The sequence below is a fragment of the Ruminococcus sp. AF17-12 genome (assembly GCF_003479245.1).
GTDB lineage: Bacteria > Bacillota > Clostridia > Lachnospirales > Lachnospiraceae > Blautia_A > Blautia_A fusiformis.
Window position 1 is genome coordinate 1 of record NZ_QUGY01000007.1, and the last position, 16,973, is coordinate 16,973.

At 46.4% G+C, this 16,973-nt stretch carries 18 protein-coding genes; 1 reads left to right on the forward strand and 17 read right to left on the reverse strand.

Annotation, left to right across the window (positions count from 1 at the left end):
• Positions 1-123: 123 nt before the first annotated feature.
• From DWW77_RS09035 to mtaB, 9 genes are all read right to left on the reverse strand, one after another.
• The gene (locus DWW77_RS09035) at positions 124-1,347 is read right to left on the reverse strand and encodes a peptidase U32 family protein (protein WP_021652341.1); all 1,224 of its coding nucleotides are present in this window, start codon (positions 1,345-1,347) and stop codon (positions 124-126) included.
• The gene (locus DWW77_RS09040; RefSeq protein WP_021652340.1) at positions 1,307-1,999 is read right to left on the reverse strand and encodes an O-methyltransferase; all 693 of its coding nucleotides are present in this window, start codon (positions 1,997-1,999) and stop codon (positions 1,307-1,309) included. The genes DWW77_RS09035 and DWW77_RS09040 overlap by 41 nt, the downstream gene beginning before the upstream one ends.
• On the reverse strand, positions 1,996-2,400 hold the full coding sequence (locus tag DWW77_RS09045) for an endolytic transglycosylase MltG (protein WP_118608558.1): 405 nt from the start codon (positions 2,398-2,400) through the stop codon (positions 1,996-1,998). Before DWW77_RS09045 ends, DWW77_RS09040 begins: the two co-directional genes overlap by 4 nt.
• An 11-nt stretch (positions 2,401-2,411) precedes the next feature.
• On the reverse strand, positions 2,412-2,750 hold the full coding sequence (locus tag DWW77_RS09050) for a YlbF/YmcA family competence regulator (protein WP_015527090.1): 339 nt from the start codon (positions 2,748-2,750) through the stop codon (positions 2,412-2,414).
• A gap of 4 nt (positions 2,751-2,754) precedes the next feature.
• Positions 2,755-4,389 carry a ribonuclease J gene (locus DWW77_RS09055; RefSeq protein WP_044962008.1) on the reverse strand — a complete coding sequence of 545 codons (1,635 nt, stop codon included), beginning with the start codon at positions 4,387-4,389 and terminating at the stop codon, positions 2,755-2,757.
• A gap of 281 nt (positions 4,390-4,670) precedes the next feature.
• Positions 4,671-4,940 carry a DUF1292 domain-containing protein gene (locus DWW77_RS09060; protein ID WP_059086846.1) on the reverse strand — a complete coding sequence of 90 codons (270 nt, stop codon included), beginning with the start codon at positions 4,938-4,940 and terminating at the stop codon, positions 4,671-4,673.
• Positions 4,941-5,032: 92 nt separating this feature from the next.
• Positions 5,033-5,485 carry a Holliday junction resolvase RuvX gene (ruvX, locus tag DWW77_RS09065; protein WP_015527088.1) on the reverse strand — a complete coding sequence of 151 codons (453 nt, stop codon included), beginning with the start codon at positions 5,483-5,485 and terminating at the stop codon, positions 5,033-5,035.
• Position 5,486: 1 nt separating this feature from the next.
• A complete protein-coding gene (locus DWW77_RS09070) occupies positions 5,487-5,759 on the reverse strand; it encodes an IreB family regulatory phosphoprotein (protein ID WP_015527087.1) in 273 nt (90 codons plus the stop codon).
• Positions 5,760-5,944: 185 nt separating this feature from the next.
• Entirely contained in the window at positions 5,945-7,273 is a 1,329-nt protein-coding gene (gene mtaB, locus DWW77_RS09075; RefSeq protein ID WP_021652336.1) for a tRNA (N(6)-L-threonylcarbamoyladenosine(37)-C(2))-methylthiotransferase MtaB, read from the reverse strand.
• 133 nt (positions 7,274-7,406) lie between these two features.
• Here mtaB and DWW77_RS09080 point away from each other — a divergent pair, with 133 nt between their 5' ends.
• Entirely contained in the window at positions 7,407-7,643 is a 237-nt protein-coding gene (locus DWW77_RS09080) for an HPr family phosphocarrier protein (protein WP_015527084.1), read from the forward strand.
• Between the two features lie 165 nt (positions 7,644-7,808).
• Here DWW77_RS09080 and thiI read toward each other — a convergent pair whose 3' ends face one another.
• The 8 genes from thiI to hrcA form a co-directional block, all read right to left on the reverse strand.
• A complete protein-coding gene (thiI, locus tag DWW77_RS09085) occupies positions 7,809-8,990 on the reverse strand; it encodes a tRNA uracil 4-sulfurtransferase ThiI (protein WP_015527083.1) in 1,182 nt (393 codons plus the stop codon).
• Positions 8,991-9,014: 24 nt separating this feature from the next.
• On the reverse strand, positions 9,015-10,169 hold the full coding sequence (locus DWW77_RS09090; protein ID WP_118608560.1) for a cysteine desulfurase family protein: 1,155 nt from the start codon (positions 10,167-10,169) through the stop codon (positions 9,015-9,017).
• Positions 10,170-10,172: 3 nt separating this feature from the next.
• A complete protein-coding gene (locus tag DWW77_RS09095; protein ID WP_118608561.1) occupies positions 10,173-10,916 on the reverse strand; it encodes a 16S rRNA (uracil(1498)-N(3))-methyltransferase in 744 nt (247 codons plus the stop codon).
• Positions 10,917-10,920: 4 nt separating this feature from the next.
• Positions 10,921-11,874, reverse strand: a complete 954-nt coding sequence (prmA, locus tag DWW77_RS09100; RefSeq protein WP_118513084.1) for a 50S ribosomal protein L11 methyltransferase — start codon at positions 11,872-11,874, stop codon at positions 10,921-10,923.
• 159 nt (positions 11,875-12,033) lie between these two features.
• Entirely contained in the window at positions 12,034-13,224 is a 1,191-nt protein-coding gene (dnaJ, locus tag DWW77_RS09105) for a molecular chaperone DnaJ (protein WP_118513083.1), read from the reverse strand.
• A gap of 21 nt (positions 13,225-13,245) precedes the next feature.
• The gene (gene dnaK / locus DWW77_RS09110; protein WP_118513082.1) at positions 13,246-15,138 is read right to left on the reverse strand and encodes a molecular chaperone DnaK; all 1,893 of its coding nucleotides are present in this window, start codon (positions 15,136-15,138) and stop codon (positions 13,246-13,248) included.
• 53 nt (positions 15,139-15,191) lie between these two features.
• Entirely contained in the window at positions 15,192-15,740 is a 549-nt protein-coding gene (gene grpE / locus DWW77_RS09115) for a nucleotide exchange factor GrpE (protein WP_180211319.1), read from the reverse strand.
• A 105-nt stretch (positions 15,741-15,845) separates the two neighbouring features.
• Entirely contained in the window at positions 15,846-16,889 is a 1,044-nt protein-coding gene (gene hrcA / locus DWW77_RS09120) for a heat-inducible transcriptional repressor HrcA (protein WP_015527075.1), read from the reverse strand.
• Positions 16,890-16,973 lie beyond the last annotated feature (84 nt).

The following is a 16,973-nucleotide window of genomic DNA, read 5'->3' on the forward strand; positions in this document are numbered from 1 at the left end:
TATCTAAAGATCTTCCCTCCCCCTGCATAGCAGGGGGTTTATTTTTACTGTCACACAAAGAATCAGTAAAGGGGAGAACGTTCTTTTCGTTCTCCCCTTTACTCTCTTATCCACCCTTTCGGATCATTCACCTCTTCGGAGAATATCAAATACCTCCGGCATCTCAGTCAGTTTCACATAGATCCTCTGCTGAGCATGTGGTGCACTCGCCATAGCTTCGCCCTCTTCATTATAAATGGCTTCCACTGTGACCGGAATATTCCTTCCGTCCGGTTTCATGATCTCAATGGTCTCTCCTACAGAAAACTTGTTTCTCTGTGTCAGTCTTGCCAGACCTCTCTCATCGATCTCTTCTGCAAATCCAAGATATGTGTATTCTCTTACATATGTGTTGCTGTCATAGATCTGGGTATTCTCATCCGGCTTTCCGTAGAAAAATCCGGTGGTAAACTGACGGTAGGTACAGTTTGAGATCTGCTCCTGATACCATGGCATATTTGCATGATATTTTTCCGGACTTTCCATACAGTCGTCAATGGCTTTGCGGTAGGTTCTTGCCACTGTTGCCACATAAAGAGCTGTTTTCATACGTCCTTCGATCTTCAGGCTGTCAATACCGCTTGTAAGGATATCTTCCATATGTTCTACCATACAGAGATCCTTGGAATTAAAAATAAAAGTTCCTCTCTCATTTTCAAATACCGGCATATATTCTCCCGGACGCTTCTCCTCCACAACAGAATATTTCCATCTGCAGGGATGGGTACAGGCTCCCTGATTGGCATCTCTTCCTGCCATAAAGTTACTGAGAAGACATCTTCCGGAATAGGAAATGCACATGGCGCCGTGGATAAACGTTTCAATCTCCATATCCTCCGGAATATGTGCCCGGATCTCCCGGATCTCTTCCAGAGAAAGCTCTCTTGCACTTACCACACGTTTGGCACCAAGGTTATACCAGAAACGGTAAGTCTCATAATTGGTATTATTTGCCTGTGTACTGATGTGACGCTCAATCTCCGGGCAGATTTCCTTTGCATACATAAAGATTCCCGGATCTGCGATGATCAGTGCATCCGGTCCGATCTCCTTCAGTTCCTGAAGATATTCCCTTACACCCTCAAGATCACGGTTATGCGCCAGGATGTTTACTGTCACATAAACCTTTACACCATGGGAATGGGCAAATGCGATTCCCTCACACATATCTTCTTTTGAAAAATTCTTAGCCTTTGCACGAAGTCCAAAAGCTTCTCCGCCGATGTAAACAGCATCTGCACCATATATGACGGCAACCTTTAAAACCTCAAGGCTGCTCGCCGGAACCAATAGTTCTGGTCGTTTCATAAACCTGTTCTCCTGTTTTTACACTTACAGCCGCTCCGTCTCCAAGAGGAAGCACCGATGTACGAAGCACCGGACTGTGAGTCAGCTGCCAGAGATATTCTCTCATTCTTTTATAGATTGTACGGTTACGCCGTTCCACAAGATAATGAGATTCAATAATATCCCCTTCCTGCAGCACGTTGTCAGATACCAGCACGCTTCCCTCTTTCATCAGTCTCAGCACGTCAGGAAGCCAGTGGATATACTGGCCCTTGGCTGCGTCCATGAAGATCATATCAAAGGTTCCGGTAAGATTCTTCAGGATCTCTCCGGCATCTCCCTCCAGAAGCGTGATCTGTGACTCTCTTCCTGCGCGCCTGAAATTATCCTTTGCGACAGGAATTCTTTTTTCATAATTCTCTATGGTAACAATTTCCATATCTTCCGGCCCATACTCACACATAAGAAGTGTGGAGAAGCCTACGGCAGTCCCCACCTCCAAAATGCGCTTCGGTTGTTTCAGTGCCAGAAGCATCCTCATAAAGCTCTGCATATCTCTCCGGATGATCGGCACCCGGTCTGCAAGTGCCTTTGTCTCCAACTCCTGCAGAAATGGAGTATTCCCCATATCCAGTGAATTGATATAGGTCTGCATGCGTTCTTCTACGATCACTGGCTGTTCGATCCTTCCTTGCTCTCTTCTCCTGACAGCACTGCAATGATCCTGGTCGGTGTATAAGCTGTACTGAGAAGGTATGTACCTGCTTTGATCTGTCCGTGATATGAGGACATTCTTTCCTGTATGGTAAATGCAAGCGCATCCTTGATAAGACCCTTCTGCTCCAGTGTCTTGCCTACTTTATATGCAGAGGCACCTTCTTTTATGACTACCGTGACCTGCTGTCCCTCTCCCGGGCTCATAGCCTGCTGGTTAAACACATCGTAGCCAAACTGATATGCTGATTTTCCAACCCAGATCAGAAATACGATAATAAAGATATATACAGCGGTTTTAAATACCCCTCCAGCCAGAAAAACGCCGGCCCTGCCAACCTTGTCTCTTGTGTCTGCCATAGTCTTTCCTCCTATAAGTCAGGAATCTGTATGTCGATCCCGTCCACCAGCGTCCTGCATATCCGCTGCATCAGTCTGCACAGCGCAAGCTCTGCGTCGAGATAGGCATTTACTTTCAGGTTCTGTCTCAGACTTGCAGACTCCTGATTGAGCTGTTCCGCAATATGGAACAGCTCATCCTTGTCTGAATGATTCTGCAGTCTGAAATTATCTCCACGGAATCTCATCACTCTGGCTTTTAGCTCAGGATCCGCTTCAAGCTGGGCTGCCTGTTTCTGATATTCCTGATATTCATCGCTTCTGTGCACAGCATCGAGAAGCTTCTCGATCTCCATGCTGATCTCATCCATGAACCTACGCCTCCATAATGATAGGCAGGATCATAGGATTTCTCTTGGTCCGTTTCCACAGATACTCTCCAAGGGCATCCTTGACCTCGGTTTTGATCTTGCCCCAGTCCGTGATATTGTTCTCCAGGCAGGAATCCAGTGCAGTTTCCACAACCTGTCTGGCATGCTCCATAAGATCCTCAGATTCTCTTACATACACAAAACCTCTGGAAACGATATCCGGACCTGCGAGAACTACATTACTGTGGCGCTCCAGTGTCATAACTACGATCATGATTCCATCTTCAGACAGGTGCTGACGGTCACGGAGTACGATATTTCCCACATCGCCAACGCCAAGTCCGTCTACGAAGATCGCACCTGTATGAACGCTTCCTGTCACCTTGGCATCCTGTCCGTCCAACTCCAGAACATTTCCGGAAGAAAGGATAAAAATATTCTCCTTCGGGATTCCCAGATCTTCCACAATGTGTTTCTGTGCAGTCAGATGACGGTACTCACCATGGATCGGAATGGCATATTTCGGTTTTACGAGGGAGTAGATCAGCTTGATCTCCTCCTGGCAGGCATGTCCGGAAACATGGACATCCTGGAAAATAACCTTGGCTCCCTTCATAGACAGTTCGTTGATGACCTTGGAAACTGCCTTTTCATTTCCGGGGATCGGATTGGAGCTGAAAATGATGGTATCGTTAGGCTTGATCGTGATCTTCTTATGGATATTGGCTGCCATACGGGAAAGTGCCGCCATGGACTCACCCTGGCTTCCGGTTGTGATCAGAACCACCTTGTCGTCCGGATAATTCTTCACCTGATCGATCTCGATCAGTGTGTTCTCCGGGATCTGCAGATAGCCAAGCTCTGACGCTACGGAAATAACATTGACCATACTGCGGCCTTCCACAGCAACCTTTCTTCCGAACCGGTATGCAGTATTAATGATCTGCTGCACACGATCCACGTTGGATGCAAAGGTTGCAATGATGATCCTGGATGTCCGGTACTCATTAAAAAGATTATCAAATACATGTCCCACTGTACGCTCGGACATTGTAAATCCCGGTCTCTCTGCATTGGTACTCTCACACATCAGTGCAAGCACACCCTTCTTGCCGATCTCTGCAAAACGCTGCAGATCTATGGCATCTCCAAATACCGGTGTATAATCAACTTTAAAGTCTCCTGTGTGTATCACGATTCCCACCGGTGAATAAATAGCAAGTGCGGATGCATCCTGGATACTGTGATTCGTTTTGATAAATTCCACAGCGAAATCCCCAAGATTGATCACCTGCCCGTGTTTTACCTCTTTCAATTTGGTAGAACGCATAAGGTTATGCTCTTTCAGTTTGTTGCGGATCAGTCCCAGTGTCAGCTTGGTAGCATAGATCGGAACATTGATCTCTTTCAACACATACGGAAGAGCTCCGATATGATCCTCATGTCCATGAGTGATCACAAATCCCTTCACCTTGGAAATATTTTCCTTAAGGTATGTTACATCCGGAATGACCAGATCGATTCCCAACATATCGTCCTCAGGGAAAGAAAGACCACAGTCTACAACTACAATACTGTCGCCATACTCAAAAGCGGTAATGTTCATTCCGATCTGCTCCAGACCGCCAAGTGGTATGATCTTAAGCTTGGATGTTGTTCTGCGGCCGGTTTTCCGACCGGATGGCCTGCCGCCGGTCTTTGCCGGTTTCTGTGTGTTTCTGCTGTTTTTTACAACGCCACCGGCTGCCGTTTTCTTTGCTGTTGGCCGGAAAGGCTTATCCTGACGGTTTTTGCTGCCACCACGATACTGTCTTGTTCTTGATCCGGCATTCTTTTGTCTTGCTGCGGTTCTTCTGGTACCGCCTGCGGAAACTTGTACTCTGCTCTCCGCATTTTTGTTGTCATCGTTGTTCTCGCTTTTCAAAAATCGCTCCTCCATTCAAAATTCACGTCATCCAGCATCTGCTGAAAAACTGCATATACAGCCTGAAGTTCGTCATCATCCTCGACCATCTCATAACAGGCTTCTGTGCTTCCCGGAGCTGAAATATCCTTCAGAATATATGCGTCTGCTTCCTCATCCTGTGAATCGGACACCAAAAGATAAGTCACACCCGCAATATTGGTCTGCTCCTCTACGTAAAACTCAGCAGCTGTGCCGTCGTCTGACTGAAATATTATTTTTTCCATATTTAATTCTTCCTTATCCGTTCTTGTCAAGCGGATATTCACAATCCGCATTTGCTACCTGATCCGCTCAAAATATCTATTTGCGTTTCCGATCATTCTTCCACGCCTTCCTGCTGCTCTCTTCTGTATGCGGCAGCATCCAGATATCCCTGCAGGATAAAGACTGCTGCTACCTGATCCAGATACTGTTTACGGTCTTCCTTATGCACACCGGTCTCCTCCAGAGTACGGTCTGCCGCCATGGTAGTCAGTCTCTCATCCCACATAACAACAGGCAGACCCGTACGTTTCTCCAGCATTTCCTTAAACTCCAGAGATTTCTCGGCCCGCTCTCCTACTGTATTGTTCATATTTTTCGGGTATCCCAGAACGATCTCCGTAACCTGATACTCCGAAATGATCTCTTCAATACGTGCCAGAGTACGACGAAGCTTGTTTTCCTGCTTGCGCCATACGGTTTCCACACCTTGGGCTGTCAGACCAAGGGGATCGCTCACTGCAACCCCAACGGTCTTCGAGCCATAGTCCAGTCCCAGTACTCTCATATTACCGTTCCCAGGACTTATTCTTGATATACTCGGTGAGAAGCTCCTCTACCAGCTCATCACGCTCCACCTTCATGATCATGCTTCGCGCACCCTTGTGGCTTGTGATGTAGGTCGGGTCTCCGGACATAATATATCCTACGATCTGATTCACCGGATTGTAGCCCTTCTCATCCATTGCATTGTACACCAGATCCAGGACTTCTTTTACCTGAAGCTCCTGATCCGGTTTTGTTCTGAAATACTGTGTATTTCCCAGATTATTCTCTGCCATTGTCTCTCACGTCCTTAAAATATATTCTTTTTTATTTTAATATAAATTTACATAAATTACAATCTTAAATTTAACGAGGATTGCGAATACAAACTGTCAACGTTACTGTTCACTCCGTTCTCAGTAACACGCTTCGCAAAATATTACCAGTGAACAAACAACCTTTCAACATACGATCCCGTTCTTCACTCCACGGCTTCACCGGTCATGATGTGCTCTTCAAGAAAGCCTTCTGCCTTTACGATTACGATATCATTTACGCCATAAGCTTCCGATTTCGGTACAGCAGTTTTTATATACTCCCGGCTGTGTCCCAGATACCAGGTCCGTCCATCCTTTGTATACTCTTCCTCAATCAGTACCTCCAGGTTTTTGCCAAGCATGGATTTCTCATAATCCCCTGCATGACGATGATGCAGCTCGATCATCTTCTCACTGCGGAAGGATTTCTCCGCCTCTGTCAGCTGTCCGTCCATGGCAGCCGCCTTTGTTCCCTGTCTTCTGGAATATTTGAAGATATGAGTCTCGTAAAAACGGATGCTGTCCACAAAATCATAGGATTTCCGGAATTCTTCCTCCGATTCCTGCGGAAAGCCTACGATCACATCCGTTGTCAGTGCCGGATTTCCATACACTTCTCTTAAAAGCTCACAGCGCTCTCTGTATTCCCCGCTTCTGTATCTGCGGTTCATCCTCTCCAGGGTCTCATCACATCCACTCTGCAGGGAAAGATGGAAATGCGGGCATACCTTCGGCAGCGCCGCGATCCCTTCCGCAAATTCTCTTGTAACGATTCCCGGTTCCAGCGATCCCAGACGGATACGCCTGATCCCTTCGATCTCATGCACAGCACGGATCAGAGAAAGCAGCGTCTCTTTTTTCTCCTCCGGGAAATCCACTCCATAGGAGCTTAAATGGATTCCTGTAAGGACCACTTCCTTATACCCTTTTTCCGCAAGTGCACGGACCTCCTTCAGCACACTTTCAATATTCCGGCTTCTGACACGGCCTCTTGCATAGGGAATGATACAATACGTACAGAACTGATTGCATCCGTCCTGAACCTTGATATATGCCCTTACATGTTCTGCTGTATGATCAATGGAAAGTTCCTCATACTCTTTTGTCTGATTGATCTTGATCACATGGGAACCATGGCCCGGTTTGTTTTCCGCATATTCGGCCAGTGCCTCCACAATATTGATCTTCTGATTATTTCCCAGAACAAGATCAATGGCTTCGTCTTTTTCCAGTTTCTCGCCACCGGTCTGTACATAACAGCCCGTTGCCACCACGATCGCTTCCGGATTCATTTTTTTTGCTTTGTGGAGCATCTGTCTTGATTTTCTGTCTGCAATATTGGTTACTGTGCAGGTATTGATCACATAAATATCCGCTCCCGGCTCAAAAGGCACAATCTCATATCCCGCCTCCTCCAGAAGCTGCTGCATGGCCTCGATCTCATAGGCATTTACTTTGCAGCCCAGGTTGTGTAATGCAACTTTATTTCCCATTTTCCCTCACTTTTTTTACACTTTAACTAATTATTAAAACAATTTTTATCTCTTTTCACCTTGACTTTTTGGGTACTGACAGGTAAGATGAAAGCTGTAAAATAACAAAAATTTATCAAGGGAGGTTATTATAATGAAAACAGCTAAAATCTCACTGAATTCCATCGATAAGGTGAAAGCATTCGTAAACGAGATCAGCAAATTCGACTGCGATTTTGATTTAGTATCCGGAAGATATGTGATCGATGCAAAATCCATCATGGGTATCTTCAGCCTGGATCTTTCCAAGCCGATCGACCTCAACATCCATGCAGATGGCGCTGCTCTGGATAACGTAATGCAGATTATTTCCAAATATACAATCGACTAATCTATACTGTATATTTGAGAGGAACTGTATCGGATACAGTTCCTCTTTTTTCATGCTTTCAGAATCCTTCTGTTCTCAATGAACTCCCTTTTCCTGATATATCGGTAATTCCAGGGAACCTCTGCAGCGAGGTTCCCTGTTTGTTTTTTCTTATCTAAAAACGGATCACTGAATTTCAATGATCTCTGTGGTATTCAGAGCCGTTTCCATAAGCTCATCGATCTTCTCAGAAAGCTTCTGCTCAGAACGGCGGATCACCTTAAGATTCGGCTTTGTTACAGGATGTTTCGCTACAAAGATGGTACAGCAATCCTCAAACGGCTGAATAGAAGTCTCAAAGGTATCGATCTTTCTGGAAATACGGACGATCTCCTCTTTATCAAAACCGATCACCGGACGGTATACCGGAAGTGTACAGACCTCATTTGTAGAAGCAAGGCTCTGTAAGGTCTGGCTTGCAACCTGTCCGATGCTCTCACCTGTGATAAGTCCGAGACAACGGTCTTTTTTAGCGAAATGCTCGGCAATACGCATCATATATCTTCTCATGATAATAGTAAGCTCATCATGAGGACACTGATCATAAATATAAAGCTGTATATCTGTAAAGTTAACTACATGGAGACGGATCGGTCCGCTGTATTTGGCTACCAGGCGGGCAAGATCCACTACCTTCTGTTTTGCGCGCTCACTGGTGTAGGGCGGTGCATGGAAATATACCGCATCGATCTTGACACCACGTTTTGCGATCATATAGCCGGCAACCGGACTGTCGATCCCACCGGAAAGAAGAAGCATGGCTTTTCCGTTTGTTCCGATGGGCATTCCGCCCGCGCCCGGAATGGTCTGGGAATATACGTAAATCTTGTCACGGATCTCAACAGAAAGATCCAGCTCCGGATGATGAACATCTACACTCGCCTCCGGGAACGCATCCAGGATACGTCCGCCAAGCTCAGCACTGACTTCCATGGAGCTGATCGGATAGGATTTCTTTGCGCGGCGTGTCCAGACCTTGAAGCTTCCGTTAAAGTCCGGATGCCACTGCTTCATATAACCCACAACATCTTCGGCAAGCTTCTCAAAGCCCTGTTCTTCATAGATCATAACCGGGCAGATGCCTACAATACCGAATACATGCTGCAGCGCATCTACAGCCTCATCGTAATCATAATTCTCCGGGCAGAATACATAAACTCTTCCCTGCTCTTTTTTTACTTCAAAATCTCCCTCGATCTTGGAGAGTGCGATCTCCATCTGATGTACGAGAGCATCTTCAAAACGATAGCGGTTTTTTCCCTTAAGGGCAATTTCCGCATATTTAATCAGAAATGCATGTACTAACATAAAAATCCCTTTCTTCTGTATTCTCTATCGACGTGCATACCTGCGCAGCATCGGAATTGTTTTTCCCAGTACTTCCAGGCAGTAATCTACCTCTTCAAAGGTATTTTCCTCACAGAAGCTGATGCGAACGGTACTTTCCACATCGGCTCTGCTCAAGCCTATAGCTGTCAGTGTTGCACTTGGTTTTCTCTTATGACTGGAGCATGCACTTCCTGCGGAAATATATACTCCGAATTCTTCCAGCGTATGGAGAAGAACCTCACTCCGTACTCCGTGGAAGGTTACACTCATGATGTGTGGCGCTCCCTCCATTAACGGCATTCCGTTGACAGTGATATCGCCAAGCTTTGAAAGTCCCTCTGCCATCCGCACCTTCAGAGCATAGAGGTGCTGTATCTTTTTATCAAAATCTGTGTATACCATATCTGCGGCAACGCCAAGGCCTGCGATCCCCGGCACATTGTCTGTTCCGGAACGCATACCGTTCTGCTGTCCGCCGCCAAGGATCTGCGGCTGTACTCTTACTTTTTCGTTAATATAGAGAAAGCCTACGCCCTTTGGTCCATGGATCTTGTGGCTGCTCACAGAAAGAAGATCGATCCCCAGCTTTTTTGGATAGATACGATACTTTCCGAACGCCTGGATGGCATCTACATGAAAAAGTGCTTTCGGGCTTTTTTCGTGGACGAGCTTTCCGATCTCTTCTACCGGCATCACAGCTCCCACTTCATTGTTCACATACATCACAGACACCAGGATCGTATCCGGGCGCAGAGCTGCTTCCAGTGCATCCAGTTTCACAACTCCCTGATGATCCACAGGAAGAATGGTCACCTCATAGCCCTGTTCTTTCAGATAGGCAAAAGGCTGGGCCACTGCCGCGTGCTCCACTGCCGTTGTAATGATATGGTTTCCCATACGCTTGTTGGCTTCCACGCCGCCGATAATAGCAAGATTGTCCGATTCTGTTCCACCGGAGGTAAAAAGAATCTCTTTTTCATTCACTTTCAGTAATTTTGCAAGGGTCTGGGCACTTCTGCGGACATAATTCTCCGCTTCCACTCCCTTTTTATGCATGGCAGAAGGATTTCCGAAATCTCCTGTCATGGTTTTGCAGACAATATCCTTTACTTCATCGAAGCATCTCGTTGTCGCGGAATTGTCAAAATATGCTTCCATAATCTATTCATCCTCCAGTTGAAACATCAGAACAGAAAGTACTGCGAGTCCCGCGGTTTCTGTCCGTAAGATCCGGTGTCCCAGGGTGATCGGTTTCGCACCGGCTTCCATGGCATCTGCCACTTCCTGCTCTTCAAAACCACCCTCAGGGCCGATAAAGACACCGATGCTTTTTCCCGGTTCGATCGACCGGATCAGTTCTTTCGTCTCTTTCATTCCCTTTGCAAGTTCATAAGGGATCAATAGAACGTCCAGTTCTTTTGCATAGACAAGGGCTTCTTTAAAGGTCATCACGGAATGTACCTCCGGCACCAGCATACGTTTGGATTGTTTTGCCGCACTTTCTGCGATCTGCTGCCAGCGGAATACTTTTTTTTCTGCTTTTTTGTTATCCAGTTTTACCACGCAGCGCCTGGTTGAAACAGGAACTATGGAATATGCTCCAAGCTCTACTGCCTTCTGGATGATCAGCTCCATCTTATCAGCTTTCGGTAGTCCCTGAAAGAGATAAATACGGTTCTTCAGCTCATAATCCGGCTCCTGTGCATAGAGGATATGAAGCAGGACTTCATCCTCACCCGTGTTTTCGATCACACAGTGATATTCTTTTTCCTTATCGCTGATCCAGAGCTCCTCGTCTTTTTTCATGCGGAGTACATTCACGATATGATTGACATCATTTCCTGTGATACGGATCTCATGTCTGTCCCTGTCGATCTGATGAGGTTCCACAAAAAATCGCTGCATGAGATCAGTCCTTTCTTGCTGTCACAGATACCCACTCGCCCTGATGAGTCACCTCAACAAGAGTCAGTCCGGCGTCTTTTACAGCCTTCACTACGACATCCTCCTTTACATCCAGGATACCTGATGTAATGTAGTAAGCGCCTTTTTTCATCTGTGCAACGATCACCGGAGTCAGCGGTACCAGAACATCTGCCAGGATATTTGCAGTTACGATATCATATTTCTCATATCCGACCTGATCCTGAACTTCTTTGTCATCAATGATGTTTCCGATCATCATGTCAAAGGACTTCTCCTCGATCTGGTTGGCTTCCTTGTTCTCAGACACTGCCGGAACTGCACAGGGATCAAGGTCTGTACCAACCACATGGCCTGCACCAAGCTTCAGTGCAACGATCCCCAGGATTCCACTTCCGGTTCCCACATCAAGGATCTCCATTCCCGGCTTCACAAATTTCTTCAGCTGACGGATCACCAGCTGGGTAGTCTCATGCATTCCTGTACCAAAGGCAGTTCCCGGATCAATGTGAAGGATCATCTTGTCTTTATCTTCTGCCTTCACTTCTTCCCAAGACGGTACGATCAGAATGTCGTCTACATAGAACTGATGGAAGTACTGTTTCCAGTTATTGATCCAGTCTTTGTCCTCTGTCTGGGATTCTGTGATGGTTGCCTCTCCGATATCCACAAAGCTTCTCAGATCCTCAAGTGCAGCTTTCACATCTTTCAGGATCGCCTCGGTATCCGCATCCTCTTCCAGATAGAAGTTCAGATATGCGATCCCGTCATCTGCAGGTCCTTCCGGCATGATATCCACAAACATCTGTGCCTTGTCCTCATCGGTCAGCGGCTGCTTGTCCTGGATCTCCACACCTTCAATTCCCACCTCGGCAAGTGTACAGATCACAATATCCTCTGCCTCTGTTTTTGTCTTAAGTGTAAAACGGTTCCATTTCATATTTCTATATCTCCTTATGCTGTATACACATTTACGGATTTTCGTTCCTGTCTGTCGCCTGTTTTCTATTGTCCCGAAAACGGGCACTTCTTTTAATATACACGAATACAGAAAAAAAAGAAAGAGGCATTTTGTGCCTCTTTCCTGTTTTCACTTTATTTATTCCTCGAACATTTCCTTAACTTTCTCACGGAAACCTTTTTTCTTCTTTTCAGTTTTTTCGGAAGTCTCGGATGTGCTGTCCTCTGACGGACGGTTTCCACATGCCGCATCAAAAGCTTCCAGAGCTTTCTTTGCTTCCTCATTGAGATTTGTCGGAGTCTGGACTACCAGGGTTACATAGTGATCACCACGAACATTCTTGTTACGTAATGACGGAACACCTTTGCCCTTCAGACGAATTCTTGTATCAGTCTGTGTTCCCGGCTTCACCTCATAGGCAACCTCACCGTCTACCGTATTGATACGCATCTCCCCGCCAAGTGCAGCCTGTGCAAATGTGATCGGAGCTGTTGAAAAGATATTCATATCCTGTCTCTGGAAGATCGGATGACGGGCTACATTTACCTCCACCAGCAGATCTCCTCTCGGTCCGCCGTTGGTTCCCGGTTCGCCTTTTTCGCGGATACGGATACACTGACCATTATCAATACCGGCCGGTACAGACACCTGGATTTTCTTTCTGGAAGAGGTATATCCTGTTCCACGGCAGGCACTGCATTTGTCCTTGATCACCTTACCGGTTCCATTACAGTCCGGACAGGTCTGAACATTACGTACCATACCAAACATGGACTGCTGGGTGTAAACAATCTGACCCTGGCCCTTACATTTCGGACATGTGACCGGTGATGTTCCAGGTTTCGCTCCGGTTCCGTGACATGTGGTACATTCATCCTTCAGAACGATCTCCAGTTCTTTCTCGCATCCGAAAACCGCTTCCTCAAAAGTAATGTTCACACGTGCACGAAGGTTGGCACCCTTCATCGGTCCGTTGTTGGCCCGTCTGGTTCTGCCTCCGCCGCCGAAAAGGTCTCCGAAGATATCTCCGAAGATGTCTCCCATATCTGCACCGTTGAAGTCAAATCCGCCAAAGCCGCCGGCTCCGCCTCCACCACCGTTTTCGAATGCCGCATGACCAAACTGATCATACTGTCTTCTCTTATCGGCATCACTTAAAACGGAGTAAGCCTCTGTCGCTTCTTTGAATTTCGCCTCAGCCTCTTTATCACCCGGATTTACATCCGGGTGATATTTCTTGGCCAGCTTACGATATGCTTTTTTTAATGTTGCGTCATCGGCGTTTTTATCCACACCTAAGACTTCATAATAATCTCTTTTATCAGCCATTGTAATTGTTTCCTACTTGTCTTAGACTTCCTTGTAATCAGCATCTACAACATCATCGCCGTATCCTGCTTCATTTCCGCCCTGGGCACCAGCGTTTCCGCCCATGTTGCCCATATCCGGTCCAGGACCAGCCTGACCCTGAGCTCCCTGAGTCTGCTCATACATCTTGGAAAACAGTTTCTGAGCGCTCTCCATCATCTTCTCCTGTGCAGCCTTGATGTCTGCAACCTGAGAATCGGTAAGCTCCTGAGCATTTGCTGTCTGTGCAAGAAGATCCTTCAGTGCATTGAGGTCTGCCTCAACACTTGCTTTATCGTTTGCATCAAGCTTGTCGCCTGCTTCCTTCAGTGCATTCTCAACCTGGAATACCATGGAGTCTGCATTGTTCCTTGTGTCGATTGCCTCTTTACGTTTCTTATCCTGAGCCTCGAATTCAGCTGCTTCTTTGACAGCTTTGTCGATATCGGAATCGGACATGTTAGAACCAGCTGTGATTGTGATGTGCTGCTCCTTACCTGTTCCAAGGTCTTTCGCGGATACATTAACGATACCGTTGGCATCGATATCAAATGTTACCTCGATCTGCGGAACACCACGACGTGCTGGCGGGATTCCATCCAGACGGAACTGGCCGAGGGATTTGTTGTCTTTCGCGAACTGACGCTCACCCTGTACAACGTTGATATCTACAGCTGTCTGGTTATCTGCTGCTGTGGAGAAGATCTGGCTCTTCTTTGTAGGAATTGTAGTATTTCTCTCGATCAGACGAGTTGCGATACCACCCATTGTCTCGATGGACAGAGACAGCGGAGTAACATCCAGAAGAAGGATATCACCGGCACCTGCATCACCTGCAAGTTTACCACCCTGTACGGAAGCACCAAGTGCAACACACTCATCCGGGTTCAGGTTCTTGCTCGGCTCTTTGCCTGTTAACTGTCTTACTTTATCCTGTACTGCCGGGATACGGGAAGAACCACCAACCAGAAGTACCTGGCCAAGCTCAGAAGCTGTGATACCTGCATCAGACAGTGCACGACGAACCGGCTCAGCTGTCAACTCTACAAGATCATGTGTCAGCTCATCGAATTTAGCTCTTGTAAGGTTCATATCGAAATGCTTCGGTCCTTCAGCTGTTGCTGTGATGAACGGAAGGTTAATGTTTGTTGTTGTTGCGGAAGAAAGCTCTTTCTTAGCCTTCTCAGCTGCCTCTTTCAGTCTCTGAAGAGCCATCTTATCGTTGCTTAAGTCTACGCCCTCTGTTCTCTTGAACTCGGAAAGCATGTAATCTGTGACCTTCTTATCAAAGTCATCTCCACCAAGACGGTTATTACCAGCTGTGGAAAGAACCTCGATAACGCCATCACCGATCTCGATCACAGATACATCGAATGTACCGCCACCAAGGTCGTATACCATGATCTTCTGCTCTTTCTCATTGTCAAGTCCATATGCAAGAGCTGCTGCTGTAGGCTCGTTGATGATACGTTTTACATCAAGACCTGCGATCTTACCTGCATCTTTGGTAGCCTGACGCTGAGCATCGTTGAAGTAAGCCGGAACTGTGATAACTGCCTCTGTTACTTTCTCACCAAGATATGCCTCTGCATCCTTTTTCAGTTTCTGAAGGATCATTGCGGAGATCTCCTGTGGAGAATATTTCTTGTCATCAATGGTTACACGGTAATCGGTACCCATCTCTCTTTTGATAGAGGAGATTGTTCTGTCTGCATTTGTAACTGCCTGACGTTTTGCAGGCTCACCTACCAGACGCTCTCCTGTCTTTGTGAAAGCCACAACGGACGGTGTTGTTCTTGCGCCTTCTGTATTTGCGATAACTGTTGGCTGTCCACCTTCCATTACGGCTACACAGCTGTTTGTTGTACCTAAGTCAATACCAATAATCTTTCCCATGATTTTTTCCTCCTGTTTTAGTCTGTATCTGTTAAAATAAAGTTTGTTGTCAGTTAGTTCGCAACCTTTACCATACTGTGACGTACTACGAAATCCTTGTAGGTGTAACCCTTCTGGAACTCTTCCACCACGATGTTCTCTCCAACCTCTTCATCTTCCACATGCATCACTGCATTATGGAAATCCGGGTTGAATTCCTTTCCCACTGCTTCGATTGGCTTCACACCAAGCTCATCCAGTGTTGTGGTAAGCTGCTTGTAGATCATTTTCATTCCATCTGCAAAAGCATCGCCTTCCTGTGCCTGTGCAAGACCTCTTTCGAAGTTATCCACAACCGGCAGGATCTTTTCAACGATCTCTTTCGCTCCGATGATGTACATGCTGGATTTTTCTTTTTCCGTTCTTTTACGGAAATTATCAAATTCAGCCATGGTACGCTTCAGGCGATCGGTAAGTTCCTCCACCTTCTGCTCAGATTTATCTTTTTTCTTCTTTCCGAAGAAGGAAGTTTTTGATTTTTCTTCTTTTTTATCCTCTGAGGCAGCTTCTTCGCCTGGAGTATTGTTTTCTTCCTCCGGCAGATCTTCTCCCTCCGGTGTCAGGCTTTTTTCTTCCTGATCTCCGTCAGTTACGGGGATTTCCTTCTCCGCTTCCTGCTCTTCGGATGTTTTCTTTGTTTCCTCCGACACTTTTTTTCTACCGCCTTTCTAAGTTTTCTTCTTTTTCAAAACGTCATCCAGATGATTCTTAAGCTCTTTCAGACTGTCCACTACATTCTCATAATCCATTCGTTTGGGACCGATGATCCCGATGGTTCCGTACATTCCGTCTCCCAGTTCATATCTGGCAGTTACAATGCTGCAGTCCTTCATGGTCTGAATCGGCATCTCATCACCGATATAAACCTGGATTCCTGTATTCTCTCCATCTGACATCTGTTCTTTTACAAGATCGGCAAGTTCATGCTTCTCCTCAAATGCGGAGATCAGCTCCGTTGCCTTTTCTTTATCGGCAAGCTCCGGATACTTGAAGATGTTGGTTGCACCTGAAGTATAGATCTCCATATCTTCCTCTTCCACATGAATGGTGGCTGCCACTGCATCCAGAACTGTTGCCACCACACCACTGTGGCTGCCTGCCTGTTCCTTCAGTCTGGCGATCATCCCAAGGTTGATATCCTGGATCGGGATCCCATTGAGATTGGTGTTAAGAAGAAGATTCAGTTTCAGGATCGTCTGGTCGTCCATTTCCTCGTCCAGATTGATGATCTGGTTCCGGACTGTGTTGTTGTCACTGACAACCACTGCCACAAGCTGAAGCTCGCTCATTCTCGACAGCTGGATGAACTTGATCTTGTTGCCGCTGTACTGCGGAACGGAAACCATGGTAGCATAATTGGTATTGGAAGCAAGAACCTTTGCAACCTTCTTAAGCACCTTATCCATCTTATCTGTCTTCTCAATGATCAGATCTCGCAGCTCTGCAACCTCTGCTTCCTTCTCCTTCATCAGCTCATTGACGTAAAGTCTGTAGCCCTTATCTGAAGGAATCCTTCCTGCTGAGGTATGAGGCTGGACGATATAGCCCATATCTGTCAGGTCTGACATTTCATTTCGGATCGTTGCGGAACTGACATTGAGATCCGCATACTTGGAAATGGTCCTGGAACCAACCGGTTCTCCGGTCTCCATATAGGTCTTGATGATTGCTTTTAAGATTTTTTGCTTGCGCTCATTCAACACCTCTTCCATGAAGCCATCTCCTTTCCTTTTTATTCTTCCTGACGGATGTTGATTCTTTTTTTATATCTGTTAGCACTCATTTTAGTGGAGTGC

What these genes read in the sequence shown, in the direction of transcription:
- DWW77_RS09090 (WP_118608560.1), bottom strand. Translation starts at nt 10,169, where the DNA reads ATGGAAGCATATTTTGACAATTCCGCGACAACGAGATGCTTCGATGAA.
- dnaJ (WP_118513083.1), bottom strand. Translation starts at nt 13,224, where the DNA reads ATGGCTGATAAAAGAGATTATTATGAAGTCTTAGGTGTGGATAAAAAC.
- DWW77_RS09095 (WP_118608561.1), bottom strand. Translation starts at nt 10,916, where the DNA reads ATGCAGCGATTTTTTGTGGAACCTCATCAGATCGACAGGGACAGACAT.
- hrcA (WP_015527075.1), bottom strand. Translation starts at nt 16,889, where the DNA reads ATGGAAGAGGTGTTGAATGAGCGCAAGCAAAAAATCTTAAAAGCAATC.
- DWW77_RS09050 (WP_015527090.1), bottom strand. Translation starts at nt 2,750, where the DNA reads ATGGATGAGATCAGCATGGAGATCGAGAAGCTTCTCGATGCTGTGCAC.
- DWW77_RS09070 (WP_015527087.1), bottom strand. Translation starts at nt 5,759, where the DNA reads ATGGCAGAGAATAATCTGGGAAATACACAGTATTTCAGAACAAAACCG.
- DWW77_RS09080 (WP_015527084.1), top strand. Translation starts at nt 7,407, where the DNA reads ATGAAAACAGCTAAAATCTCACTGAATTCCATCGATAAGGTGAAAGCA.
- DWW77_RS09060 (WP_059086846.1), bottom strand. Translation starts at nt 4,940, where the DNA reads ATGGAAAAAATAATATTTCAGTCAGACGACGGCACAGCTGCTGAGTTT.
- DWW77_RS09045 (WP_118608558.1), bottom strand. Translation starts at nt 2,400, where the DNA reads ATGGCAGACACAAGAGACAAGGTTGGCAGGGCCGGCGTTTTTCTGGCT.
- dnaK (WP_118513082.1), bottom strand. Translation starts at nt 15,138, where the DNA reads ATGGGAAAGATTATTGGTATTGACTTAGGTACAACAAACAGCTGTGTA.
- ruvX (WP_015527088.1), bottom strand. Translation starts at nt 5,485, where the DNA reads ATGAGAGTACTGGGACTGGACTATGGCTCGAAGACCGTTGGGGTTGCA.
- prmA (WP_118513084.1), bottom strand. Translation starts at nt 11,874, where the DNA reads ATGAAATGGAACCGTTTTACACTTAAGACAAAAACAGAGGCAGAGGAT.
- mtaB (WP_021652336.1), bottom strand. Translation starts at nt 7,273, where the DNA reads ATGGGAAATAAAGTTGCATTACACAACCTGGGCTGCAAAGTAAATGCC.
- thiI (WP_015527083.1), bottom strand. Translation starts at nt 8,990, where the DNA reads ATGTTAGTACATGCATTTCTGATTAAATATGCGGAAATTGCCCTTAAG.
- DWW77_RS09035 (WP_021652341.1), bottom strand. Translation starts at nt 1,347, where the DNA reads ATGAAACGACCAGAACTATTGGTTCCGGCGAGCAGCCTTGAGGTTTTA.